Genomic DNA, 22,640 nt, shown 5'->3' on the forward strand with positions numbered 1-22,640 from the left:
GGCGCTGAACGGCACCCGCCCCCGGACGGCACTCGGCCCCATCGGCGGGGGGAGGCCGATGGGGCCGAGGCGGTTCCGGCGGGCCGGGGGATTGCCTGCCGGAACCCGGGTCACCCGGAGTCCGGGTCACGTGTCCCTGAAAGGACTCGTGCCCCGGCTGCCGGGGAGCATGCGCGCGAAATCGCGCCAGATGTCCCGAGCGGTGTTCAGCCGCGCAGCGCCGCCGCCTCGGCGGCCAGCCGCTCCACGTGGGCCCAGTCGCCGGACGCCACCGCGTCGGCGGGCACCATCCAGCTGCCGCCCACACAGCCGACGTTCGGCAGGGCCAGGTAGGACGGTGCCGAGGCGAGCGAGATGCCGCCGGTCGGGCAGAACCGGGCCTGCGGGAGCGGGGCGGAGAGGGCCTTCAGATAGGCCGTGCCGCCCGCCGCCTCGGCCGGGAAGAACTTCATCTCGGTGACCCCGCGCTCCAGCAGCGCGACCACCTCGGACGTCGTCGAGACGCCCGGCAGGAACGGCACCCCGGACGCCTTCATCGCGTCCAGGAGGGCGTCCGTCCAGCCGGGGCTGACCAGGAACCGGGCACCCGCGGCCACGGTGTCGGAGACGTTGCGCGCCGAGATCACCGTTCCCGCGCCGACCACCGCGTCCGGCACCTCCGCCGCGATGGCCTTGATCGCGTCCAGGGCGGCGGCCGTCCGCAGGGTCACCTCGATCGCCGGGAGCCCGCCCGCGACCAGGGCACGGGCGAGCGGCACCGCGTCGGCGGCGTCCTCCAGGACGACGACGGGCACGACGGGGGCAAGGTCCAGCACGGAGGAGGTCATGCCCTCATCCTGCCGCGAAGACCGCACTCCACGCAACGCGCGTTGCGCATGCTGCAACGCGTGCTCGATCCGGCCCACCGGATCTCCGTGGCGTCAGTGAATCTCCGTCACCACGACATCGAGCTCCCAGGACCGCCCGGCCCGTGCGGGCGCCTCGGCCTCCACCACGTACCCGAGATCACGCAGGACGCCGACCAGCTCGCCGGGTCCCTTCGGCGCGGCGCCCGACCGGAGCAGGTCGCGGACCATCCGGCCCTTCGTGGCCTTGTTGAAGTGGCTGACCACCGACCGCTTCTCCACCCCGTCCACCAGCTGGGAGTGCAGCACCCGCACGCTCGCCGTGCGCTCGGCCACCTCACCCTTCGGCTTCCACGCCGCCGCGTACGCGGACGACCGCAGGTCCAGCACCAGCCCGTCCCCGGCCGCCTCCGGCATGACCTCCGCCATCGGCGTGCGCCAGTACGCCCCGAGAGCCCCGAGCCCCGGCAGCTTCACCCCCATCGAGCAGCGGTAGGAGGGAATCCGGTCGCCCACCCGCACCGCGCCCCACAGCCCGGAGAACACCAGCAGCGACTTCCCGGCCCGGCGGCGGGCGGCGGTGTCCAGGGACGCCAGGTCCAGCGCGTCGTACAGCACCCCGGTGTAGATCTCCCCGGCCGGACGGGTGCCCGCGGTCCGCAGCTCGACGTTCTTCGCGATCTCGCCGCGCAGGCCCTCGCTCAGCCCCAGCACCACACGGGCCTTCTCCTCGTCCGCCACGGACAGCTCCACCAGGGCATCCAGCACGGCGGCCCGCGCCGGGGCCAGGCCCGGCAGCGACAGCGACTCCGGCTTCAGCGGCGCTCCCCGCCCCGAGGCGGCCTTTCCTTCGGAGGGCGGCAACAGCACGAGCACGGCGGTTCTCCTTCGTACGTACGGAAAAGGGGGCGCGACCGGTGGTGCGGACCGGCCCACGGCTCCCGGCGGCGTCGCCCGGGTCCGTGAAGACCCCTCGCGCCAGCGTACGGGGAGTCCCGCCCCCGCCCTCCCGCACTCCTGCCCCCGCCCTCCCCGCACCCGGGATGCCGCCCGCCCCGCCCCGCCATACGCTCGGTCCATGCCCCGCCACCGGCACCGTCCACATCGACGACCCGGCGATCGTCGCCCGGATCGAGGGCGGCAGCACCCCGCTCCCGCTCGGGGAACGGCTGCGGGTCCGGCTCACGCAGGCGGACCCTGGCTCGTCGAAGGTGCTGTTCGCGCCCGCGTGAGCGCGGCCACCGCGGCGCGCGGGTCGTCGGCGTGGAAGCGGACCGTACCCGCCTGCCCGCGACCGCCCAGCGGCCGCACGAAGCCGAGCGGTGCGGTCAGCTCCACCGTCACCGTCGTCTGCGAGCCGACCGCCAGATCGAGTACGCCGTCCGGGCCCAGCTGGACCAGCCGGCCCTCCGGGTAGCGGCGTTCCACCCGCGCCGACGCGATCGACGCGGCCGGGATCCGCAGGTCGAACAGGACCCCGTAGCGGATCCGCAGCGAACCGTCGGAGTCCACGACATGCGGCCGGGTCACGCAGGCGGCATGCATGGCGAGGATCAGCAGCACCCCGTACACATCCACGAAGAGCATGATCCGGTGCACGGCCGGCCAGGGGATCAGCAGCGCCAGCATCACCGTCTCCACCACGGAGACGAAGACCAGGCCGTACATCATCGCGGTCTGCGGCCCGGTGTACGGGACGGCCAGCGCCGACTCCGGTACGGCGTGGCGACGCCGCAGCACCCACAGGCCCAGACTGTGCAGGGCCCGAAGTTCGTGCGCGAACAGCCGACGCACCCCCACGGGCACGACCGTCCGCAGGGCCCCTCCCATCGCCTCCCGCCGACCCGCACCCGCCCGGCGCCCCGCCCGCCAGAGCCGCGCCAGCACGACGGCCTCCAGCGCGAGGGCCAGGAGAACGACCCCCTCCACACCCGCCAGCACCACACCCGGTATCGGTACTCCGGCCAGCAGGCATACCACCAGGGCGAGTTCGGCGGGCAGCACCGCCGCGACCGCCAGCCGCGCACCCCGTACCCCGCTCATCACTTCGACCTCCCCTTCATCCGCTCCGTCAGCGCCACCATCACCCGGCGCACCACCTCCGCCTGCGCGGCGGGGTAGTCCGCCAGCAGGGCCTCGCCGAACCCCGTCACCACCGGACCGTTGCCGGGGATCGCCGCCAGCACCTCGTCCGGCAGGAGCGCGAGCATCCGGTCGGCCAGCGGCCCGATGCGCGGATCGTCCGCGGGGGCCGCGTCGAGCGCGTCCAGTTCCTGGTACAGCGCGAGCACGGCCGGATCGGCGGCCAGGGGGCGCATCGCGGTGAAGACCTCGCTGTCGCCGACGGCCGAGTCCAGCAGCTCCAGATGCTCCCGGTCCTTGGCGGCGGCCGGTGAGTCGGTGACCGGACCGGCGGCCAGCAGCGCGGCCAGCGCGGGCGACACGGGCCCGGCTCCGGTCGCGGGCCCCTCCATCAGCCGCGCCAGCCGCAGCCGCCGCTCCCGGATCTCCCGTTCCTGCCGCGCCAGATCCTCGTCCAGCTCCCGCAGTACGTCCCCGAGCGGCCGCCCGGCGTCCCCGGCGAGCACCTCCGCCACCTCGTCCAGGCCGAGCCCCAGCTCGCTGAGCCGCCGGATCCGGGCCAGGAGCACGGCGTCGCGCACGGTGTAGACGCGGTAGCCGTTGGCCCGGCGGGCGGGCTCGGCCAGCAGGCCGATCTGGTGGTAGTGCCGCACGGCCCTGGGGGTGAGCCCGACGAGCGCGGCGATCTCTCCGATGCGCATAGGGCCAGTAGAAACCCTGACGCTGCGGCAAGGTCAAGCCGCCGGGCCACGCACCCCTGGTACCTGCCGCACCGTTCCCCGTCTCGTACGATCGCGCCTTCGGCCCCGCACCCCGAGCCCGTAGGAGAGGAAGCCGGAATGACCGATCTCGCGGCCCCGACCGTCACCGACCGCGCCCGCGAGATCCTCGCCGCCGCGCGCGTGCTCCTGGAGCGGGAGGGCCCGGAGGCGCTCACCATGCGCCGCCTCGCCGCCCGTGTGGGCATCACGGCGCCCTCGCTCTACAAGCACTTCCCGGACAAGTCCTCGGTGGTGAACGCCCTGGCCGGGGTGATGCTCCGGGAGACGGCCGAGGCCCTCGAAGCGGCGGAGTCCGCCGCCCCGGGCTCCTTCCCGGCCCTGGCCGACGCCTACCGCACCCACGCCCTGGCCCACCCCCACCTCTACCGCCTCACCACCGGCCGCCCGCTCCCGCAGGACCTGGAGGAGCGTGCCGCGGCTCCGCTGTTCCGGGCCCTGGCGGACGACGCGGACCGCGCCCGCGCGGCCTGGGCCTTCGCCCACGGCATGGTGACGATGGAACTGAACGGCCGCTTCCCCGCGGGCGAGGTGGCCGCGGCGTGGACGGCGGGGATCGCGGCCTTCGCCCCGGGCCGCCTCTGACACGTGCGCGCCCTGCTGTGCCACGATCGGGGGAAACATTCCCATCTCACGGACGGCGGATTCCCCGATGTCCCATTCTGGCGAGCGACCGAGGAAGGGGCGTGACATGTCTGCCATGCCGCACGAACCGCTCTCGCAGGCGGAAGTCCTGCTTGAGGGCTTCCTGGCGCTGGATACGCCGGAGGGCTTCCGGGCCGAGCTGATCGAGGGGGAAATTGTTGTGACGCCGCCGCCGGACGGGGATCATGAGGACTACATCAGCGTCATCATGAAGCAAGTGATCAGGCTGGCCCGGACCGACATGGACTTCTCCGGGAACAAGGGCCTGAAGCTGCGCAGCGGTGGCGGGTGTCCCAAGAACCACGCCATCCCCGACGGCACCTTCGCACCCACCGAACTGCGTCTGTACCGGGGCGCGGATCCGTGGATGCCCTGTGAGGGGGTGGCCCTGGTCGTCGAGGTCACCTCGTCCAAACCCGCCGCCGACCGCACCGGCAAGCGCCACTGCTACGCCCGGGGGCCCGTTCCCCTCTACCTCCTGGTCGATCGCGAAGAGTCCTCGGTGACCCTGTTCAGCGACCCACAGGGGGACGACTACCGCCAGCACTGCACGGTTCCGTTCGGGAAGTCGATCCGGCTCCCGGCGCCCTTCACGCTCGATCTGGAGACCGAGTCGTTCGTCTGAGCCGCCCGTTCGCCCTGTCGGCCGGCCCCGGTGGTGCAGGTAGCATGGGCGCCACGGCAGACGAGCCGGGCGGACGGCCGCGTGAGGATCTTCGGACCCTCCCGAGGAACGTCCGGGCTCCACAGGGCAGGGTGATGGCTAACGGCCACCCGGGGTGACCCGCGGGACAGTGCCACAGAAAACAGACCGCCTTGGACTTCGGTCCTCGGTAAGGGTGAAACGGTGGTGTAAGAGACCACCAGCGCCTGAGGTGACTCAGGCGGCTAGGTAAACCCCACCCGGAGCAAGGTCAAGAGGGGCCGTCGCAAGACGGCTCTGCGCGAACGTCCGAGGGCTGCCCGCCCGAGTTCGCGGGTAGACCGCACGAGACCGGCAGCAATGCCGGTCCTAGATGGATGGCCGTCTCCCCGGCCGCCGCGAGGCGACCGGGCGACAGAACCCGGCGTACAGCCCGACTCGTCTGCCTGCCAGTTCCCTGACCTGCGAGGGAAGCTCACCTCTCAACATCTTCCAGCACCCAGTACCGGCGTACGAGTTCCGGCTTCGGATCAGGCTGGCCGATCGGAGGTGCAGCGGGCGAGCATGGTCTCTACGGCCTGCTCGACGGTGTAGCGGATGTCAGCGGGTGCGGGGTTCCAGTCGGTCAGCAGCATGCGGGGCCACAGGACGTAGTTGGCGATCATCCCGAGGAACTGGTTGGCGGCGCTCTCGGCGTCCGGGACGTCGGCGTTACCGGCCTCGTGCTCCGACTCCAGGTAGTGCTGCACCGAGGCGAAGTAGGGCAGCTTGCCGAGCTGGAACTGCATCCGTCCCAGTTCGGGGAAGCGGGGCAGCTCGGCGATGACGATGCGGAACAGGGCTGTCATGCCGGGCCGGCCGATCAGGTCGGCGTAGCGGAGGCCGATGGAGGTCAGGCCGGAACGCAGGTCGCCGGCCTGAGGCCGTGCGACAGCGCCTGCGGCGTCGCGCTGCCAGGACTCGGTGACGATGGCCTCGAAGAGGGCTGCCTTGGTGGGGAACTGCTTGAACAGGGTGGACTTCGAGACTGCCGCCGCTTCGGCGATGCGGGCGAGGGAAGTGCCGTCGTAACCGCGGTTCAGGAAGAGGTCCGTGGCTGCGGAGATGATCGCCTCACGCTTTTGCTGCGCGAGCCGGCGGTGATGTGTGGAGAGCTCTGCTGCCATGCGTGCAGTATGCCCCAGCCCGAGGCGAGTCACTTGACTCGCCTCTCTGGCATGTCTACGGTTCGAAGGGAGGCGAGTCGAGCGACTCGCCTCGGGCTGGGGTGCCCGCCCTCTCGCGGGTGCCCTGCGATGAGGGAGCAGCTGATGACAGTCGACAGGATCGCTTTGGTGACCGGGGCCAACCGTGGCCTGGGCCGGAGTGCGGCTCTTGCCCTGGCGGCGAGCGGAGTGCGGGTCGTGGTCACCCATCGCGGTGATGCGACCGGGGCCGAGGAGACGGTGCGGCAACTGCAAGCCGCGGGCGGGACTGCCGCTGTCGTGCGTCTCGACATCAGCGACGTCTCCTCTTTCGGAGCCTTCACTTCCGAGCTGAGTGAACTGCTGGGGGGCTGGGGGGCTTCGCGGCTCGACATCGTGGTCAACAACGCGGGGGTGGGTCTCTTCGGCCCGCTGGAAGCTGTCACGGCCGACGACTTCGACGCGGTGTTCGGCACGAACGTGCGGGGCACGTTCTTCCTCATCCAGTCACTTGTGCCGCTGCTGGCGCAGGGCGCCCGCGTCATCAACGTCTCCTCGTCGTTGACTCGCCACACCAGTCCCGCGACCTCGGTCTACTCCGCCTCGAAGGCTGCCGTCGAGGCCCTGAGCCGCACTCTGGCCGCAGAACTCGGCCCCCGCGGCATCCGGGTCAACTCCATTGCCCCGGGGCCGACCGCCACCGACTTCAACGGCGGTGCCATGCGGGATGACGCCGAGATGCGCCAGGGCCTCGCCGGGCAGACCGCGCTCGGCCGCGTCGGCGAACCCGAGGAGATCGGCGACGCCATCGCCGCACTGGCGTCCGAGGGTCTGCGCTGGATGACCGCCCAGCGCGTCGAAGTCTCCGGTGGTGCCCTCCTCTGACCGACCGACCGACCGGGCGGGCGAGCCTGTGCCGGGCCGCAGGCAACGACGGGCCGGATGCGTGCCGCACCGGTCCCGTCTTCGTCCGGTTCCGGCGCGTCCGGGTCGCGCGGCGGGCGCAGGGCGCCGGCGAATCGGGCGCGACGGCGGAACCGGGGGCCGCTCGCGCCCCGGGAGGACGAGAGGCCCGGCTCAGCCGATGGTGCGCAGTACGGCGGTCCTGGGGTGCTCGCTCAGGACCTGGATCGCCTCGCGCATACCGGAGTTGGCGGCATCCTCCATGTGGGCGCGGAAGGCGTCCGCGTTCTCCCAGACCTGGATGGCGTAGAACGCTCCGGGGTCGTTGACGTCGTCGTACTCGGTGGAGCTGATCAGGCCCGGCTTCTCGGACGTCTGGATCGCGTGGAGCAGCGCGTCGCGAGCCTGCTGCTCCTGGCCCGCCTCGGCATGGATTTCGATCAGGACCGTGACGGTGTCCTGGTTGCTCATGGGTGGCGCTCCCTTGTTGTCCCCATCGTCTCTCTCGGTCAATTAAGATGTGGTGTCACATCTTATTTTGGACTGTACATGGACGCCGTAAGGTGCACCAACCCAACCCAACCCAACCCAACCCGGTACGGAGGCGCGATGCGGCGCAGACGAGGCAAGGACCTCGAGGACGCACTGCTCGAAGCCGCGTGGGCCGAGCTGACCGAGCGCGGATATGCGGCGTTCACACTGGAAGCGGTCGCGAAGCGGGCCGGCACGAGCACGCCGGTGATCTACCGCCGCTGGGCCAACAAGGTCCTCATGGTCGAGGCGGCCATCGCGCACGCGAGTTCGCGGCGGGTCGTCGACGTACCGGACACGGGAACTCTTCGCGGCGACCTGATCGCCATCATGCGGGCGGCCAACGCATCGCGGACCGACCTGCTCGTGGCGACCGCGATCCTCCTCGACAGCTACTTCGCGGATACGGGAACGAACCCGGAACAACTTCGCGAGCAGATCATGGGCGGCCGAAGTTCGGCCGCCGAGACGATCGTTCAGAGGGCCGTCCAGCGGGGCGAAGTGGACCCCGCCCTACTGGAGCCGCGTCTCGTCTCGCTTCCCTTCGATCTGTTCCGGCACGAGGTTCTCCTGACGCTGCGGCCGGTATCCACCGAGGCCATCGAGCGGATCGTGGACGGCATCGCGGTGCCGCTTCTCACGCGACGTGCACCGGAGCGCGATTAGGGCCGCTCGTTCGGATCATGCCCAACTCGCGGGTCAAGCGGACCGGTGTGCGGGCGGGTCGGACCAGCCGAGTGGGTAGGGCGCGGTGTCTTTGCCGGCGGCCACCGACGGTTCGCCGCCCGCGTCGCTGAACGCCGTGAGGGCCTTCACCAGGGCTGATCGCTCCTCAGGGGTGAGCTTCTCCACCACTGTCGCGATCTCCCTGCGGCGGCGGGCGGTGACCTCCTCGACCAGGCGGTGCCCCTCCGCGGTGAGGCGCAGCAGTGTCGCGCGCCGATCACCCGGATCGGTCTGCCGGTCGGCGAGCCCGGCCGAGATGAGGCGGTCGAGCATGCGCATGGCTGTCGACGGATTCACGTCGAGCAGCTCGGCGAGCACCACGAGTTTCGCTGTGCCGTACGTCGACAGCACGACGAGCAGACGGAACTGCGGGAGGGTGACCCGGTCCTCGACCTCGGCCAGCGACCTGGCCGATACGGCCACCAGCAGCCGGGACGCCGTCAGTACGGCGTGGGTCACCGCGTCGACGTCGTCGATGCCTGGGGCAGCGGGTTGCGCTTGCTCGCTCATTGGCTCTTTCTACCGTGCCTCGGGCCGGCTGCCGCTGCCGGTGCCCTCTTCGCGGTGACGGAGGAGCAGCATGGCCGCGTCGTCGTGCAGCTGCCCTCCGGCGTGTTCCGTCAGATCGTCGTGCAGTGCGTTCAGTGCCAACTCGGGGTCCGCGTCCCGCAGCAGGTGGGCCCGCTCGGCGAGTGGGTAGAAGGCGCGCTCCTGGTTCCGCGCCTCGGTCACCCCGTCCGTGTAGAGAAGGAGCTGATCACCGGGGCCGAAGTCGACCCGGAACGGCTTCGGCCCGTCCGCGGCGTGGATGCCGAGTCCCAGCGGCAGAGCGTACTGATCGGGCTCCGGGAACCTCACCGTTCCATCGGCGCGTACGGCCATGGGGGGCGGATGGCCGTAGTTCAGGAACACGGCTCCCCGTCCGGGGCTGAGCTCGGCGATGAGAGCGGTGACGAATTTCTCGCCTTGCAGGACGCGGTCGGCGGCCCGCTCGACCCGGGCACCGACACCGGTCAGCTCCGGCTCCTCGTAGGCCGCTTCCCTGAAGGCTCCTACGACGACAGCCGCGGTCTCCACCGCCGCCAGCCCCTTTCCCTGCACGTCCCCGACGATGACCCGAACCCCGGTGGGGGTGGCGACCACCTCGTAGAGATCCCCGCCGATCCTGGCCTCCGCCACCGCCGAGGTGTAAGAGAGCGCCGTGTGCAGATGGCCCGCCCGGCGCGGCACCGGTCGCAGGAGCACCCGTTGGGCGACCTCCGCGATGGACCGCATGTTCGCGAACTCCCTCTCGCGCCGCTGCCGCATGACGGCGGCCACCCAGCCCGCCGCGGTCACGCCCGCCACCGACGCCAGCGCCGTATAGCCCCGTCGTCCGTGAAACGCCTCGTCGTAGAGACCGAGCGCCGTGCAGAGAGCCAGCGCCAGGACTCCGATGACCGCTGTGCGCCGCCAGCCGCCGACCAGCCCGGCGAAGGCAGGCCCCAGTGCCACCAGCGGCAGGAATCCAGCCCCCGAACCGGCCGACACGTCCACGACGGCGACGATCAGCATCACGGCGAAGGGCAGGACCGAGAGCGCGACGGGCGCGGGCGGCGTCCGCTCGATGTCCGTCCCGTCGGACGCAGGCGGTCGACTGTCCGGAAGGGAGCCCCGCCTGCGGCCGAAGAGGCCGGTGCGCTCGCGAGGGCGGGGATCCGACCGGGCTGGACGCATCATCGTCCTCTCTCTCACGTGCCACTCACCCCGCGCGACGGATGGGTCGGTGGAGCGGGCTTCCTTCGCTGTCTGTCACCGGAACGAGGTTCATCATGCACTGGTTCCGGTCTCGAGGATGCCCCGTGAGCAAGTCCTGTTGCGGGCCGCCCCTGCCCCGGGCCCGCCGGCCCGGCGGGGCAGGCCCGGCAGACGGACCGGGCTGTCGGGTCCGTCTCGATGAGCGGGCATCAGGAGGGTGTTGCCACGGGCGACGGGTGCAGCGCGCGCAGGGCGCTCTGGTGGGTGATCCAGCCGACCGGAGCGCCCCGGTCGGCGTCGAGCACGGGCAGCCCGGTGCCCGGAGCCGACATCAGGGCGTGCAGCGCGGCCGACAGCTGCATGTCGCAGTGGACCCGGGGCGGCAGTTCGACCAGGTCACCGGCCGTGGCCGGTGCGTCTGCCCCGCCGTCCGGGTTCGCGGCCAGGGCCTCCGCCACCGCGCGGGCGGTGAGCGTTCCGACGTACTTCTCGTCCGCGTCGAATACCGGCAGGCTGCCGTGCTCGGAGTGCGCGAGCAACAGGGCGGCTGCTGACAGTGCGGTCCGGGCGGACAGCGGATACGGGAGTTCTTCCATGACCTCGTCCACCCGCCGGTCGCGCGGTGCGGCGACGGGGGCCGCCGCGTCGAGATCGATGCCGCGGCGGCGGAGCTTCAGGGTGTAGACGGTGTCCCGGCTGAGGAGTTTGCTGACGAGGGTGGCGGTGACGATGGCGAGCATCAGCGGCAGGATGATCGAGTACTGGCCCGTCAGCTCGAAGAGGATCACGACCGCGGTGATCGGTGCCCGCGCCGATCCGGCGAACACCGCGCCCATCCCGACGAGCGCGTACGCTCCGACCGCCCCCGCCGTGCCGGGCAGCAGCTGCTGCGCCCCGATGCCGTACGCGGAACCGAGCATCGCGCCGATGAACAGGCTCGGCGCGAACACTCCGCCGGAGCCGCCGATCCCGATGGTCAGACTGGTGGCCAGGATCTTGCCGACCAGGAGCAGCAGCAGGAACCCGGCGGCATAGCGGCCCTCGGCGGCCTTCTCCAGGACCGGGTAGCCGACCCCGTACATCTGCGGCAGCACCAGCAGGACCAGGCCCAGCAGCAGACCACCGGCCGCGGGCCGCAGCCACTCGGGGCCGCGCCACGCCCAGTCGCAGGCGTCCTCGACCCAGTAGAGGACGCGGGTGAAGCCGATCCCCGCGCATCCGGCGGCGATACCGAGCAGGGCGAACAGTCCGTACTGGGCGATGTGTTCGACATGGAACGAAGGCAGGTCGAGGAAGGCGCTGTCGCCGAACGCGGCCCGCCCGATAACGCTCGCGGCCACGCTGGAGAGGACGACGGCGCCGAACGACTCGATGGCGAAGTCCCGCAGGATGAGCTCCATCGCGAAGAACACCCCGGCCAGTGGCGCGTTGAAGGTCGCGGCGATACCTCCGGCCGCGCCACAGGCGACCAGCAGCCGCATCCGGCCTTCGGTGACCTTGGCCATCCGGCCGAGCGTGGAGCCCAGTGCCGAGCCGATCTGCACGATCGGGCCCTCCCGTCCCACCGATCCGCCGGACCCGATCGTCAGCGCCGAGGCCAGCGACTTGACGACGGCTACATTGGCGTTGATGCGGCCGCCGCGCCGGGCGACCGCGAGCATCACCTCGGGCACCCCGTGGCCTCTGGCCTCCTTGGCGAACCGGTCCACCAGCGGGCCGTACAACAGACCGCCGACGACAGGCGTGAGCAGTACGAAGAAGGGGCCGAGCCAGGGGATGTGCGGGTTGGCGGCGTGCCCGGCGCCCGCGTAGTCCGCGTGCCCGGAGAAAAGGCGGGTGAAGGACATGATCAGCCACCGGAACACGATGGACCCGAGCCCCGCGCCGATGCCGGTCAGCGCGGCGAGCACCGCGATCCTCCCGTGTTCCTCGCGGATCCTTGCTGCTTCTGTGATTCCCCTGCTCCACATGTTTGCATTATGCAAAAATATATGCGGCGATTCTACGTTTGTGATTTATTGCACTAGGCAAAGAATGGTGCTGGTGCTCGTATGCCAGTGTTGCCGTGCCGGTCGCGGTCCAGTTGTCCGCGCGTACGGTGCTCCTTGCCGCGTTCCCCTTCTGGCCGGTGGCGTAGCGTACGGCGATGTCCGCCGCGCCGCTGGTCAGTGGTCCCCTCCGGGGGACGTGCTTGTCCGGGGCCGTGCCGCCGGGCGGGTACGTGGAGGTGGTGCACGAACCGCTGCGCCGCGGTCCGGTATCCAGCGGGCGGAGCAGACAGACACCCACAGCGGAAGGGAGCCGACCGTGCGCGCACGTGATCTGGCGGTGGAGTACGAGACGGTCGACGTCGACAGCGACGCGCTCGACGCCGCACGGCTGATGGCCGGGGGGACGCTGCCCGCGCTGCTCGTGGTGGACGCGGACGGGGCTCCGGTCGCGATCATGCCGGCCTCCCAGCTGGTCAAGGTGCTGGTGCCCTCCTACGTGATCGATGACCCCACCCTGGCAGCGGTCATCGACGAGAGGCACGCCGACCGGCTGTGCGAGGCGCTGGCCGGACGCACGGTCGGCGACTGCCTGCCGGTCAAGGCCGTCCCGCCGCCCGTTGCCGCACCTGATGACACCGCTCTGGAAGTGGCCGCGCTCATGGCGCAGGTGCGCAGCCCCCTGGTGGCCGTGACCGAGAAGGGGGAGCGGGGCGGCACCCGTCTGCTCGGCGTGATCACCGCCTCGCACCTCCTTCAGCAACTGCTCGGGGCACAGAAGTAGTCGGAGCACAGAAGTAAATGGAGACCACGTGAGTGACTGGCACGGTTGGGCGGCCATCGCCGTCTTCGCCGGCACCTATGCCCTGATCATCAGTGAGAGGATCCACCGGGTCGCGGCCGCTCTGGGCGGCGCCGGCCTGATGCTGGCGATCGGGGCGACCGACGACCGTTCGGCCTTCTATTCAGAGGGCTCCGGTATCGACTGGAACGTCATCTTCCTGCTGCTCGGCATGATGATGATCGTCGGCGTGCTGAAGAAGACCGGCATGTTCGAGTACCTGGCGATCTGGTCCGTCAAGAAGGCCAGGGCCAAGCCCTTCCGGGTGATGGCCATGCTGATCGTCATCACCGCCGTGGCGTCGGCCCTCCTGGACAACGTCACCACCGTCCTGCTGATCGCCCCTGTCACCCTGCTCATCTGCGAACGCCTCGCACTGCCCGTCGCCCCGTACCTGATCGCCGAGGTCCTCGCCTCCAATGTCGGCGGCACGGCAACGCTCGTCGGCGACCCGCCCAACATCATCATCGCCAGCCGGGCCGGACTGACCTTCAACGACTTCCTGGTCCACCTGGCCCCGCTGTCCGCGTTGCTGACCCTCGTACTGATCGCCCTGTGCCGGTTCCTGTTCCGCAAGTCGTTCGTCTACGACGAGCAGCGGGCGACCGAGGTCATGGAGCTGGACGAGAAGGAAGCGATCCGGGACCGGCGCCTCCTGGTCCAGGGGCTTGCCGTACTCGCCCTGGTCATCGTGGGATTCGTCCTGCATCCCGTACTCCACTACGAACCCAGCATCGTCGCGCTTCTCGGAGCCGGCCTGCTCATCGCCGTCTCCACCGTGGAGACCGGCGAGGTCCTGAAGGAAGTGGAGTGGCCCACGCTGGCGTTCTTCGCCGGACTGTTCATCATGATCGGCGGGCTCATCGACACCGGCGTCATCGGCGAAGTCTCCAAAGCGCTCGCCAACGCCGTGGGAGACAAGGAACTCGGCGGCTCCATGCTGATCCTCGGCGCTTCCGGAATCCTGTCCGGAGTCGTCGACAACATTCCCTACGTCGCGACGATGGCACCGATCACCAGCGATCTCGTTCACAGCATGGGCGGTTCCACCCAGCACGTCATGTGGTGGGCGCTCGCTCTGGGCGCCGACCTCGGCGGCAACGCCACGGCCATCGGCGCCAGCGCCAACGTGGTCGTCCTCGGTATCGCGGAACGCAACCGCACACCGATCAGCTTCTGGCAGTTCACCAAGTACGGTCTGGTCGTCACCGCCGCCACCCTCGCCGTCGCGGCCGCCTACCTCTGGCTGCGTTACTTCGCTCTCGCCTGACCCAGGGCCGAGGTCCGTGGATCACGGACTGCGCGGAGCGGCACGGGCGCCTGACGCCCCTCTGCCGCTCCGCCCCTTCCAGAGCACGGCCCCGAGCCAGAGCGGGTACCAGAAGGCCCCCTCCGGCAGGGCGCGGGCGAGGACGACCCACATGCGGAACAACGCGTTGCGCACCAGGTAGCCGCCACCGTGTGCCGTGGAGCCCGCCGCCTGCCGCTTCGGTCGCATGACCATCCCGCGACCGTATCGCTGCGTGCCCATGGCGCGCTTGAGTACGTGTGCTCACACCCGCCGACGTGCTGGGCGGGGCAGCCGGCCGCATATGCGGTCCTGCGGAAAACTCTGCCGAGCCGTCACATCGCATGGGACAGTGCTTGGTCGTAGGCCGGTTCGCTGCGGGCCGGGGGAGGCTCGGGACGTCTGGGGGACGAGTGGAATCCGCAACTGCCAGGACCGGTGGCGATCGGTCCGGCCCGCTGGTGCGTGATCTGGTGCGTGCGGTCGTGGCGGACCTCGCGCCCGACGAACTGCCGCTCGTGGACGGGCTCTGCCGCTTCGACGACGCCACGGTGGTGCGGCGGCTGAGCCGCAGGGGCGGGCGCCGCGAGCCGTTGGGATTCGGGTTCGGCGAGGTCGCCGCGCTGGTGACGCCCGTCGTCTGGCTGGTGCTCGACGGGGTTGCGCAGCGGACGGCGGAGTCGACGGCGACGCGTATCTCCGAGGGGATGACGGCCATGGTGCGACGACTGGTGCCGAGGCGGCGGCCCGCCCCGGCAGCCGGAGTCCCGCCGCTGACGCGGGAACAACTGGCGGCGGTACGGGCCCTCGTCCTGGCGGCGGGCGAACAGCGCGGTCTGGAGACCGTGCGGGCCGAGGCGATCGCGGACGCGGTCGTGGCCCGGCTGGTGCTGGCCGACGAGTTGACGGCACCGGCCGCACCCGAGCCGGGGCCGTTGGAGCCGGGGCCGTCGGTCGAGCCGGATGCTCTTGGGCCGGCCACCGGGCAGGACTAGATGGCCGCCGTACCCGGGCCGGGTGCGCGGCTCCGGATCGACGAGAGGGTCCTCGGCGCGGGAACGGGACCCCGCTTCGTCACCCTGCTGCTCCTGATGCTGACCGCGGGCGGTGCCATGATCCTGGCGGTGTTCCAGGTCCTGGCCCACGGGGACCAGGACGGATGCAGCCTCGCCGCAGGTGTGGACCTCAGCGACGGCAGCTACTGGAACACATCGCTCAGCATTTCCGGCCAGGCGACCGCCGCCCGTTTCTGCCTGTCCCTCTGGGCGCCCGCGCCGCCCTGGTGGCAGATCGCGGGCTGGCCCCTGGTGCTGATGGTCGCGGCCGGGCTGCTCTTCGCCGTACTGCCCATGTGGAAGGCCCGGCAGAGCCGTGTCGTCCCGCTGGAGGCGGTCGATCAGAGCGGTGAACTCCGGTCTCTGATTAGTGAGTTGTGTGCGGTCGCGGGGGTGTCGCCGATGCCCCGGTTCGTGATCGATCCCGCCGCCACCTCGGTCGGCGCGGTGGTCTTCGGACGTACTCGCCGTCCGGTCGTCTGCCTGCACGGCGGCCTGCTCGTCGTCCGGCGCAGTGATCCCGAACGGTTCCGGGCGGTGCTGCTGCACGAGCTCGCCCACATCGCCAACCGTGACGTCACCCTGACCTACCTCACGGTCGCCCTGTGGCGGGTCTTCCTCGGGCTGGTGCTGCTGCCGTACCTGCTCTGCCTCGGCTACGTGGTCTACAGCGTGGTGGCGGGCGGCGGCGTGCCGAGGATGGGCCGGCCGGCGGTGCTGGCCCTCGTCATGGTCGCGCTGCTGTACCTCGCCCGCTCCGACGCGCTGCGGAGCCGGGAGATCTACGCGGACCTGACGGCGGTGCGCTGGGGCGCGGACCCGCACGGCTGGTCCGTCACCGCCCCGACGCCCGGGGGCCCGGTGCGCCGCGCCCTCGACTCGTTCACCGAACTGTGGCGTACGCATCCGCAATGGGGCCTGCGCCGGGGCGCGCTGGCCGATCCCGCACCGCTGTTCCGCACCGCGGCCCTGCCGATCCTCCTCATCGGTACGGTGCCCTCCCTGGCCGTGCCGCAGGTGCTCCTGCAGATCGCCCAGTACCGCGTCGACTTCACCAACAACCTGATGACGCTCCTGGTGATCGTGCCCGGCGCACTGGTGACGGGCGTGATCGTGGTCGCCCTGTGGCGGGCCGTGGTCTACGCCGTGCTGACCGGCGCCCGAGTGCCCTCCGGTGCCTGGGCCGGGGGGTGCCTGGGCGCCGGGATGTCGGCGGGCCTGGTCCTGAGCGGCTTCGGCGCGGGCTGGGCCTGGCTGCCGCAGCGCCCGCCGGTCCTGCTCGTCCCGGTGGCGGCGGGGGCGGCCTTCGGCTGGTGGGTGACCCAGTGCGCGCGTCTGTGGACCGGCGCGGCGAGGGGCCGCACCCTGCGTCCCGCGCTCGCGTCCTGCGTGGCGGCCGCCTCCCTCGCCATGATGTCGTGGCTCACGTGGTGGATGCTCGCCGGCGCCGCGAACCTGAACAGGCCCGCACCGAGCGCCGGGATGGCGGCGCGGGCGATCCTGGCATGGCTGCCCTCCGAGGCGCCGGCCGGGGACCTGAGCACGATTCCCGGCCTCGCCGTGGTCCAGCCGCAGCTGGACAACATCGCCGAGACCCCGATGGGCGCCCTCGCGGTCACCGTGCTGTGGGTGGTTCCGCTGTTCGCCTGGGCGAGCGGCCCGGCGGCCGGCACCCCCCGCTGGGTGCCCGGCCGGACGGCTTACCCGGAAGCGCCCGCGGCCTCGCTGCGCAAGGTCCTGCGGCCCGGACTGCTGGGCGGTGCGCTGGCCTGCCTGGCCGTGGCCGGCGTCCAGGCCTACCTGCACACCGGGCAGCCGGTGCCGGCCGGGCGGGGCGGGCTCTACGCCTACCGCTACCTGGCCCTCCTGCTGTCGGCCCTCTGTCTGCCCGCAGCCGCGGCCGCGGCGGTGGCGAGCACCGCGGACCGCCGCTACCGGCTGCTGGGCGCACTGATCGCCGCCCAGACGACGGCCCTGCTGGGACTCGCCGCCATGACCCTGCTCGTATCGGTGGACGGCTGCATCGCCCCCCTCGACGTCCTCTCGGACAGCTGCGCCTGGCGGCCGGCCTGGCACAGGCCGCTGTTCCCGTTCGACTTCGTGCTGAACAACGCCCTGGTCCTGTCCGCGCTCGCCGCCCTCCTCATCGCGCTCGTCACCGCGCTCGTCACCGCGTCGGCCGCCACGCTGCCGGGCCGTCGACGGCGGCCGGCGGCCCCCGCCCCCGGCCCCGCCCCGGCATGGGGACGCCGCGTCCGGACCGCGGTGGCGCTGTTGTGCGCGGTGGCGCTCGCCGGCACCGCGACGCAGGGCGCGGTGGGGAGGTACCGGCTCGGGCTCACGACCAACGAGATCACCTCCCAGCGCAGGCTGGTGCAGTTCTGGGGCCTCCCGGAACCACACCTGTCGGACGCTGCCCGCGCGCGGCAGATCCGGGCCTGGTACCGGCTCAGCGGGGACGATCTCATCAACCTCGCGGTGTCGTACGACAGGCAGCTAAGCGTCGTCATCCGGGCGGCGGATGCCACCAAGGAACCCTGGCCCGCGTTGAACCGGACGGTTCTGCCGGTCTGCACCAGCTGGGGGAGGGCCGCCTGGTTCGAGACGGTCTGGTTCCGGGTACCGGCCGATCCGCTCCTGCGAGCCGACTGGCACCGGATGGTCACCTGGGCGGACACCGGCAACCGGGGCTGCAAGCAAGCCCTGGAAGCGCACGACAACGACGCGCTGCGGAAGGCCCTGCTCGGGCTGCGTTCCGCCGCCCGCTGCGCGGAGACCGTCAACACCGGGATCGACAGGGTCCTGCGGGCGGGCGGCTACCCGGGCACCTCCCGCCGGGCCGCCACGGGCCGCACTGCCGTCTGCGACCACCCCCCTGCGGCCGAGCCCTGACCCGGCGACGCGCCCGGACGCCCGCTACCCCCCCCTGAACCGCCGCTCCGGATCACCGCGCCCGCTCCGCATGCGATCACGCCGGGTCGGCGGCAGGATCGAGGTGCGGGCGGCGGCGGGCCCGGCCAGCCCCGTTCGGCCGTTCACCGTGCGTACCGGTCGATCCGGCCCGCACCCGCCACGCGCCTGGAGGTACGGATGCCGCGACCCCTGTGGAGCGGAGCGATCAGTTTCGGGCTGGTCACGATCCCGGTCAAGATGATCAGCGCGACCGAGGACCACGCGATCCACTTCCATCAGTTCCATCTCTCGGACATGGGCCGGGTGCGCACCCGCAAGGTGTGCGACCTCGACGGCGAGGAGCTGTCGCAGGACGAGATCGGCAAGGGTTACGAGGTCGCGAAGGACGAGACCGTCCCGATCACGGACGAGGAACTCGACCAGATGCCGCTGCCGACCGCGAAGGCGATCGAGATCGTCACGTTCGTCGACGCGGACAGCATCGACCCGGTCCGGATCGCCGACTCCTACTACCTGGCGATCGGCGGCCAGGTGGCGGCGAAGCCGTACACCCTGCTCCGGCAGGCGCTGGAGCGTTCCGAGAAGGTCGCCGTCGCCAAATTCGCCTGGCACGGGCGCGAGCGCCTCGGCATGCTCCAGGTCCGCGAGGAGGCGATCGTGCTGCACGTCATGCACTGGCCCGACGAGATCCGCAGCCCGGAGTCCCTCGCGCCGAAGGACGTGGAGCTGGACGAGAACGAGATCGAGCAGGCCGTCCAGCTCACCGAGACCATGGCGAGCGACGACATCTCCGGCTTCCGGGACCGCTACCGCGAAGCCCTGGAGCAGCTGATCGAGGCGAAGTCCGAGGGCAAGGAGGCTCCCGAGCCGGCCGAGGACGCGGAGCAGGAGTCCGGACAGGTCATGGACCTGATGGCGGCACTGAACGCCTCCGTCGAGGCCGCGAAGGAGAGCCGGGGCGCGGACGGCGAGGACGCCACCGTGCACACCATGCGGTCGCGCAAGAAGGCCCCGGCCAAGCAGACCCCGGCCAGGAAGACCCCGGCGAAGAAGACGGCGGCCGGCAAGGGGGCGGCGAAGAAGTCCGCGGCGAAGAGGTCCCGGGCGAAGACGGCGACGGCCGGGAAGACCGCGGCCGAGAGGCGCAGCGCGTCCTGACCCGGCCACGCACACCGGGCGCGTGCACACCGGCGTCGCACACACCGGCCACGCACACGGCCTCGCACACACCGGCCGCGTGCACCGGTCGCCCGCACACCGGCCTCGCGGGGCCGGGACTCACGTCCCCGAGGCCGTCCCCGTCCCCGTCCCGAGCGTGATCAGGATGCCGTCCCGGACGAAGGCACGTGCCCGCTCGCCCCGTCGGACGCGCTCGGCGTCGCTGAGCGGCAAGGGGTCCGCGTACCGGCGCTCGCGGATGTCCTGGACCAGGTCTGCGGGTGCGCCGATGGCCGGCAGTTCCGTCAGGGCCTCGCCCTTCGTGATCAGCCTACCGTCGCGCAGCGTGACCGAGGCGCGGGCCAGCACCAGCGGGCCGAGGTCCACCCAGATGTCCTGGAGCCAGAGCCGGGCCTTGTCGGTGGCCGGGAGCCAGTACTCCCTGAGGTCGCGCCGGATGTAGTCCTCCAGCTGCCCCGGGGCGAGCGGCGGGAGCAGCTGCCCGGGAGGCGGACCGTGGAGGGTGAGTCCGCCGTCGAGCAGTTCCCGGCGGGTGACCGGGGTGACCGGGCGCTCCTGGATCATCGCGTGTGCCCAGGTGACATGGTCCGCCTCGGCGTCCGCCAGTGCTTCCCCCGGCATGTACGAGCAGTGCAGCTCGGCCGCCGCCGGTTCCTCGTCCAGGAGCCGCTGGTGGAGCCCGGCCAGCCGCTCCCGCTGCGCCGCGTCCGGCGGGCTCTCCACGACGGCGATGAGGTCGAGATCGCTCCGCCCCTCCTGGAAGTCGCCGAGTGCCAGTGAGCCGTGCGCCCAGACGGCTACCGTCGGCACCAACTGCCGTACGTCGGCGACGAACCGCTTGAGCACGTGATCCGTTGCGGTTGCTGTCATGGCCGGATTCTCGCAGAGCGCCCTGCCGGACGCCGTGGTTCCGTGTGGTTCACGGCCCGGGTCACGCCGCCGTCCCCGGCTCTCCGTTCAGCAGGGCCTCGCCCAGCGAGGTCCGCCGGTGCAGCACCTGGTGGCGCCGGCGGTGCGAACTGATCAGGCCCGCCTCACGCAGCACCGCCGTGTGCCGGCTCGCGCTCGCCGGGGCGAGGAACAGCTCGGCCGCGATCCCGCCGGTGGACATGGGCCGGTCCAGGACGTCGAGCACCTGCGCCCGGGTGTGGCCGAGCAGCCGGCCCAGGGAGTCGAGGGTGCCGGACAGCGGGCGGGACCGGTCGAGCCAGCCCGGCGCGGGTGCCAGCGGCAGTACCAGGACCGGCGGCAGCTCGGGATCCGCCGGTGTCACCGGCCAGCGGGTGCAGAAGAACGACGGGATCAGGTTCAACGGGCGTCCGCCGAGGGGGAGTTCCCAGTCGATCGGATACGCGCACTCCAGCGCCCCGTCCCGCCGGATCAGCTCCGGCCGGTAGCTGGCCAGCAGCCCCTCGGCGCCCGAGGCGAGCGCCGCCTGCGAGCGGTGCGGCAGATCGGCGCAGACCTCGGCACGGATCGCGTCCTGGTAGGGCGCCACCGCGACACTGTGGAACCGTCGCAGCGCCTCGCCCAGCCAGTGCAGCGCCGTGAGATCCCCCTCCGCGAGCCGGCGCACGGACGCGGGCATGCGGCGGTCCGGGTAGAGCCGCCCGAGCTCCCGTCCCAGTTGTTCGCGCGGCGTCGACAGCACCGTGTCGAGCCCGGCCTCCAGGCCGTTGTCGTCGGTGCGCGGGGTGAGGAAGTCCGGGAAGTACTCCGCGTGCGGGCAGATCCGCATCAGCGCGGCCACCGTCCCGGTCAGCCCCTCGTCGTCCAGGTCCGCACGCGCCTTGCGGCGCCACGAGTCGAAGACCAGCGCGCCGTGCCGGTTCTGCAACAGCTGCAGACTCAGCGCCGTTTCCCACAGCGGATGGACGGATTCGGCCAGCCGCAGCCGGGTGAGGTCTTCCGTGCCGAACTCGATACGCAGCATCTCATCCCCCGATGTCCCCATAGCTGCGCTGTCAACTATGGCAGGAGATGACGGGGAGGACGAGACCGTCTCCGGTCACTCCCGCCGGGGCCGGTGACGACGTCAGTGATGGCTCAGGACGTTGACGACACGGCCGCCTGGATCACGTACGAAGAAGCGGCGCACGCCCCAGTCCTCGTCGCGGGGGCCGTACACGATCTCCGCGCCCGCGCGCACCAGCTCAGCGTGTGCCGCGTCCACGTCCGTCACCTCCACGCTGATGTCTGGCGTGACCGGTGCGGTCAGGTCGGCGCTCATGAAGCTGATCTGGGCGGCGGGCTGTGAGGGGGAGGCGAGCGTCATGATCCAGCCCTGGTTCATGACCTCCTCGAACCCCAGCAGCCCGTAGAACGCGGCATTCGCCCGCATGGCGCCGGCTGCGCCGTCGGGGCCCGTGCTCTCGGCGACGGGGATGTTGGGGACGACGCGGCGGACTGACATCGGCGACTCCTGTCACGTGACTGACTTGGTGTCACCGACATTACGGGCCGCACGGACGCGTCGGCATGTGTCGCGCACACACTCTGGGTTCGATCGCGCCTCGGAGTCGTACCCCTCGTACCGGACCGCTGGGTATGCTTTGGGCCTGCCAAGCCGCCCGGTCCGGTGGTCAGTTGGAGGCGCCGGCCTGGGTCGGTACGGTTTCGAGGAGGCTGAGCAGACGTTCACCGCGATCTTCGGCCATATCCAAACTGGCCAGAATGGCCGGCGTCGAGATACTCGGCAGTACGTAGTGCAGCAGGACCGAGATGCGCCGGCCGAGGTCCTCGCGCTGCGACAGCACCTGCGACATCACCTGGATACCCGAGAAGGATCCGGCCAGCATCTCCGCGGTCTCGCCCGGATCGACGTGCGGCAGCAGCTCGCCCTGGCTCTTCGCCGCACGCAGCAGTTGTTCGAGCCGGTCTATCCAGGCACGGAACGGCGTGCCCCGGTCGAGCCCCTCCACGGCCTGGTCCATGGCCAGGCCGACACTGGCCCGGACCAGGGGTTCATGGCGCAGACGGTGGGCGAGGATCATCCCCTGGTCCACCAGTTCCTGGAGCTTGGTCAGCTGCGGCGGCAGCGGTGCGCTGTGCAGCTGTATGTCCATCACCCCGAGCGCGAGGTCCTCCTTCGAGGTGAAGTGGAAGTACAACGCGCCCTTGGTCGCCCCCGCCCGCGTGAGGATCTCGCTGATCGTCGCGCTGCTGTAGCCGCGTTCGTCGAACACCTCGGCGGCCGCCACCAGGATCGACCGGCGGGTCTGGATCGCGCGCGCCTGTTGTGCCATCAGCTTCTCTCTAGTGGTGGCGGGGTTGGTGTCACATGGGGTTGGCTGGAAAGTAA

General features: G+C 71.4%; 23 protein-coding genes, 1 other RNA gene and 1 pseudogene. 11 read left to right on the top strand and 14 right to left on the bottom strand.

Annotated features, from left to right (window positions below):
- Window positions 1-206: 206 nt before the first annotated feature.
- Together eda and yaaA are read right to left on the bottom strand one after the other, a co-directional pair.
- Window positions 207-827, bottom strand: coding sequence for a bifunctional 4-hydroxy-2-oxoglutarate aldolase/2-dehydro-3-deoxy-phosphogluconate aldolase (eda, locus tag ACGFU6_RS11530; protein WP_393609932.1), 621 nt, complete (start codon window positions 825-827; stop codon window positions 207-209).
- A 93-nt stretch (window positions 828-920) separates the two neighbouring features.
- Window positions 921-1,721 carry a peroxide stress protein YaaA gene (gene yaaA / locus ACGFU6_RS11535; protein ID WP_393609933.1) on the bottom strand — a complete coding sequence of 267 codons (801 nt, stop codon included), beginning with the start codon at window positions 1,719-1,721 and terminating at the stop codon, window positions 921-923.
- Window positions 1,722-1,927: 206 nt separating this feature from the next.
- Between yaaA and ACGFU6_RS11540 the strand changes: the two are divergent.
- Window positions 1,928-2,077 (top strand): annotated as a pseudogene (locus ACGFU6_RS11540) (RNB domain-containing ribonuclease); the annotation flags it as partial.
- Here ACGFU6_RS11540 and ACGFU6_RS11545 read toward each other — a convergent pair.
- Entirely contained in the window at window positions 2,028-2,888 is an 861-nt protein-coding gene (locus tag ACGFU6_RS11545) for a hypothetical protein (protein WP_393609934.1), read from the bottom strand. The pseudogene ACGFU6_RS11540 and the gene ACGFU6_RS11545 sit on opposite strands and share 50 nt — an antisense overlap.
- Window positions 2,888-3,628 (bottom strand): MerR family transcriptional regulator, encoded by a 741-nt coding sequence (locus ACGFU6_RS11550; protein ID WP_393609935.1) that lies wholly within the window; start codon window positions 3,626-3,628, stop codon window positions 2,888-2,890. The genes ACGFU6_RS11545 and ACGFU6_RS11550 overlap by 1 nt, the downstream gene beginning before the upstream one ends.
- 138 nt (window positions 3,629-3,766) lie before the next feature.
- Between ACGFU6_RS11550 and ACGFU6_RS11555 the strand changes: the two genes are divergently transcribed.
- The 3 genes from ACGFU6_RS11555 to rnpB all read left to right on the top strand — a co-directional run bounded on the left by ACGFU6_RS11555 (window position 3,767) and on the right by rnpB (window position 5,439).
- On the top strand, window positions 3,767-4,291 hold the full coding sequence (locus tag ACGFU6_RS11555) for a TetR/AcrR family transcriptional regulator (RefSeq protein ID WP_393609936.1): 525 nt from the start codon (window positions 3,767-3,769) through the stop codon (window positions 4,289-4,291).
- Between the two features lie 115 nt (window positions 4,292-4,406).
- The gene (locus ACGFU6_RS11560) at window positions 4,407-4,976 is read left to right on the top strand and encodes a Uma2 family endonuclease (protein ID WP_393610308.1); all 570 of its coding nucleotides are present in this window, start codon (window positions 4,407-4,409) and stop codon (window positions 4,974-4,976) included.
- Window positions 4,977-5,037: 61 nt separating this feature from the next.
- An RNA gene (gene rnpB, locus ACGFU6_RS11565) (RNase P RNA component class A) lies at window positions 5,038-5,439 on the top strand.
- 85 nt (window positions 5,440-5,524) lie between these two features.
- On the opposite strand, the gene ACGFU6_RS11570 is transcribed toward rnpB, so the two are convergent.
- Window positions 5,525-6,160: a TetR/AcrR family transcriptional regulator gene (locus tag ACGFU6_RS11570; RefSeq protein WP_393609938.1), complete on the bottom strand. Its 636-nt coding sequence runs from the start codon at window positions 6,158-6,160 to the stop codon at window positions 5,525-5,527.
- A 144-nt stretch (window positions 6,161-6,304) separates the two neighbouring features.
- Here ACGFU6_RS11570 and ACGFU6_RS11575 point away from each other — a divergent pair, with 144 nt between their 5' ends.
- On the top strand, window positions 6,305-7,063 hold the full coding sequence (locus ACGFU6_RS11575) for an SDR family NAD(P)-dependent oxidoreductase (protein WP_393610310.1): 759 nt from the start codon (window positions 6,305-6,307) through the stop codon (window positions 7,061-7,063).
- Window positions 7,064-7,255: 192 nt separating this feature from the next.
- On the opposite strand, the gene ACGFU6_RS11580 is transcribed toward ACGFU6_RS11575, so the two are convergent.
- Window positions 7,256-7,552, bottom strand: coding sequence for a putative quinol monooxygenase (locus ACGFU6_RS11580; RefSeq protein ID WP_393609939.1), 297 nt, complete (start codon window positions 7,550-7,552; stop codon window positions 7,256-7,258).
- Window positions 7,553-7,690: 138 nt separating this feature from the next.
- Between ACGFU6_RS11580 and ACGFU6_RS11585 the strand changes: the two genes are divergently transcribed.
- Complete coding sequence (locus ACGFU6_RS11585) at window positions 7,691-8,278, top strand: TetR/AcrR family transcriptional regulator (protein WP_393609941.1); 588 nt, start codon at window positions 7,691-7,693, stop codon at window positions 8,276-8,278.
- A 33-nt stretch (window positions 8,279-8,311) separates the two neighbouring features.
- Here ACGFU6_RS11585 and ACGFU6_RS11590 read toward each other — a convergent pair whose 3' ends face one another.
- From ACGFU6_RS11590 to ACGFU6_RS11600, 3 genes are all read right to left on the bottom strand, one after another.
- A complete protein-coding gene (locus ACGFU6_RS11590; RefSeq protein ID WP_393609943.1) occupies window positions 8,312-8,848 on the bottom strand; it encodes a MarR family winged helix-turn-helix transcriptional regulator in 537 nt (178 codons plus the stop codon).
- Window positions 8,849-8,857: 9 nt separating this feature from the next.
- Window positions 8,858-9,892 (bottom strand): PP2C family protein-serine/threonine phosphatase, encoded by a 1,035-nt coding sequence (locus ACGFU6_RS11595; RefSeq protein WP_393610312.1) that lies wholly within the window; start codon window positions 9,890-9,892, stop codon window positions 8,858-8,860.
- Between the two features lie 392 nt (window positions 9,893-10,284).
- Entirely contained in the window at window positions 10,285-12,045 is a 1,761-nt protein-coding gene (locus ACGFU6_RS11600; RefSeq protein WP_393609945.1) for a chloride channel protein, read from the bottom strand.
- A 337-nt stretch (window positions 12,046-12,382) separates the two neighbouring features.
- Here ACGFU6_RS11600 and ACGFU6_RS11605 point away from each other — a divergent pair, with 337 nt between their 5' ends.
- Together ACGFU6_RS11605 and ACGFU6_RS11610 are read left to right on the top strand one after the other, a co-directional pair.
- The gene (locus ACGFU6_RS11605; protein ID WP_393609946.1) at window positions 12,383-12,847 is read left to right on the top strand and encodes a CBS domain-containing protein; all 465 of its coding nucleotides are present in this window, start codon (window positions 12,383-12,385) and stop codon (window positions 12,845-12,847) included.
- A gap of 28 nt (window positions 12,848-12,875) precedes the next feature.
- Window positions 12,876-14,174 carry an SLC13 family permease gene (locus ACGFU6_RS11610; protein ID WP_393609947.1) on the top strand — a complete coding sequence of 433 codons (1,299 nt, stop codon included), beginning with the start codon at window positions 12,876-12,878 and terminating at the stop codon, window positions 14,172-14,174.
- 21 nt (window positions 14,175-14,195) lie between these two features.
- Here ACGFU6_RS11610 and ACGFU6_RS11615 read toward each other — a convergent pair whose 3' ends face one another.
- The gene (locus tag ACGFU6_RS11615; protein WP_393609949.1) at window positions 14,196-14,408 is read right to left on the bottom strand and encodes a hypothetical protein; all 213 of its coding nucleotides are present in this window, start codon (window positions 14,406-14,408) and stop codon (window positions 14,196-14,198) included.
- A 197-nt stretch (window positions 14,409-14,605) separates the two neighbouring features.
- On the opposite strand from ACGFU6_RS11615, the gene ACGFU6_RS11620 reads away from it, so the two are divergent.
- From ACGFU6_RS11620 to ACGFU6_RS11630, 3 genes are all read left to right on the top strand, one after another.
- Window positions 14,606-15,187: a hypothetical protein gene (locus tag ACGFU6_RS11620; protein WP_393609950.1), complete on the top strand. Its 582-nt coding sequence runs from the start codon at window positions 14,606-14,608 to the stop codon at window positions 15,185-15,187.
- Window positions 15,188-18,139, top strand: coding sequence for a M48 family metalloprotease (locus ACGFU6_RS11625; protein ID WP_393609951.1), 2,952 nt, complete (start codon window positions 15,188-15,190; stop codon window positions 18,137-18,139).
- A 198-nt stretch (window positions 18,140-18,337) separates the two neighbouring features.
- Window positions 18,338-19,318 carry a Ku protein gene (locus tag ACGFU6_RS11630; RefSeq protein WP_393609953.1) on the top strand — a complete coding sequence of 327 codons (981 nt, stop codon included), beginning with the start codon at window positions 18,338-18,340 and terminating at the stop codon, window positions 19,316-19,318.
- 120 nt (window positions 19,319-19,438) lie between these two features.
- On the opposite strand, the gene ACGFU6_RS11635 is transcribed toward ACGFU6_RS11630, so the two are convergent.
- The 4 genes from ACGFU6_RS11635 to ACGFU6_RS11650 all read right to left on the bottom strand — a co-directional run bounded on the left by ACGFU6_RS11635 (window position 19,439) and on the right by ACGFU6_RS11650 (window position 22,584).
- Window positions 19,439-20,209, bottom strand: coding sequence for a nucleotidyltransferase domain-containing protein (locus ACGFU6_RS11635; RefSeq protein WP_393609954.1), 771 nt, complete (start codon window positions 20,207-20,209; stop codon window positions 19,439-19,441).
- A 61-nt stretch (window positions 20,210-20,270) separates the two neighbouring features.
- Entirely contained in the window at window positions 20,271-21,272 is a 1,002-nt protein-coding gene (locus tag ACGFU6_RS11640) for an ArsR/SmtB family transcription factor (RefSeq protein ID WP_393609955.1), read from the bottom strand.
- A 102-nt stretch (window positions 21,273-21,374) separates the two neighbouring features.
- Entirely contained in the window at window positions 21,375-21,752 is a 378-nt protein-coding gene (locus ACGFU6_RS11645) for a VOC family protein (RefSeq protein WP_393609957.1), read from the bottom strand.
- 169 nt (window positions 21,753-21,921) lie between these two features.
- Entirely contained in the window at window positions 21,922-22,584 is a 663-nt protein-coding gene (locus ACGFU6_RS11650; protein ID WP_393609958.1) for a ScbR family autoregulator-binding transcription factor, read from the bottom strand.
- Window positions 22,585-22,640: the final 56 nt, after the last annotated feature.

The sequence above is a fragment of the Streptomyces sp. NPDC048462 genome (assembly GCF_043200175.1).
Lineage (GTDB): Bacteria > Actinomycetota > Actinomycetes > Streptomycetales > Streptomycetaceae > Streptomyces.

Coding starts and splice junctions, on each gene's coding strand:
- eda (WP_393609932.1), bottom strand. CDS start 827: ATGACCTCCTCCGTGCTGGACCTTGCCCCCGTCGTGCCCGTCGTCGTC.
- ACGFU6_RS11545 (WP_393609934.1), bottom strand. CDS start 2,888: ATGAGCGGGGTACGGGGTGCGCGGCTGGCGGTCGCGGCGGTGCTGCCC.
- ACGFU6_RS11550 (WP_393609935.1), bottom strand. CDS start 3,628: ATGCGCATCGGAGAGATCGCCGCGCTCGTCGGGCTCACCCCCAGGGCC.
- ACGFU6_RS11555 (WP_393609936.1), top strand. CDS start 3,767: ATGACCGATCTCGCGGCCCCGACCGTCACCGACCGCGCCCGCGAGATC.
- ACGFU6_RS11560 (WP_393610308.1), top strand. CDS start 4,407: ATGCCGCACGAACCGCTCTCGCAGGCGGAAGTCCTGCTTGAGGGCTTC.
- ACGFU6_RS11570 (WP_393609938.1), bottom strand. CDS start 6,160: ATGGCAGCAGAGCTCTCCACACATCACCGCCGGCTCGCGCAGCAAAAG.
- ACGFU6_RS11575 (WP_393610310.1), top strand. CDS start 6,305: ATGACAGTCGACAGGATCGCTTTGGTGACCGGGGCCAACCGTGGCCTG.
- ACGFU6_RS11580 (WP_393609939.1), bottom strand. CDS start 7,552: ATGAGCAACCAGGACACCGTCACGGTCCTGATCGAAATCCATGCCGAG.
- ACGFU6_RS11585 (WP_393609941.1), top strand. CDS start 7,691: ATGCGGCGCAGACGAGGCAAGGACCTCGAGGACGCACTGCTCGAAGCC.
- ACGFU6_RS11590 (WP_393609943.1), bottom strand. CDS start 8,848: ATGAGCGAGCAAGCGCAACCCGCTGCCCCAGGCATCGACGACGTCGAC.
- ACGFU6_RS11595 (WP_393610312.1), bottom strand. CDS start 9,892: ATGCTGATCGTCGCCGTCGTGGACGTGTCGGCCGGTTCGGGGGCTGGA.
- ACGFU6_RS11600 (WP_393609945.1), bottom strand. CDS start 12,045: ATGTGGAGCAGGGGAATCACAGAAGCAGCAAGGATCCGCGAGGAACAC.
- ACGFU6_RS11615 (WP_393609949.1), bottom strand. CDS start 14,408: ATGGTCATGCGACCGAAGCGGCAGGCGGCGGGCTCCACGGCACACGGT.
- ACGFU6_RS11625 (WP_393609951.1), top strand. CDS start 15,188: ATGGCCGCCGTACCCGGGCCGGGTGCGCGGCTCCGGATCGACGAGAGG.
- ACGFU6_RS11630 (WP_393609953.1), top strand. CDS start 18,338: ATGCCGCGACCCCTGTGGAGCGGAGCGATCAGTTTCGGGCTGGTCACG.
- ACGFU6_RS11635 (WP_393609954.1), bottom strand. CDS start 20,209: ATGACAGCAACCGCAACGGATCACGTGCTCAAGCGGTTCGTCGCCGAC.
- ACGFU6_RS11640 (WP_393609955.1), bottom strand. CDS start 21,272: ATGCTGCGTATCGAGTTCGGCACGGAAGACCTCACCCGGCTGCGGCTG.
- ACGFU6_RS11645 (WP_393609957.1), bottom strand. CDS start 21,752: ATGTCAGTCCGCCGCGTCGTCCCCAACATCCCCGTCGCCGAGAGCACG.
- ACGFU6_RS11650 (WP_393609958.1), bottom strand. CDS start 22,584: ATGGCACAACAGGCGCGCGCGATCCAGACCCGCCGGTCGATCCTGGTG.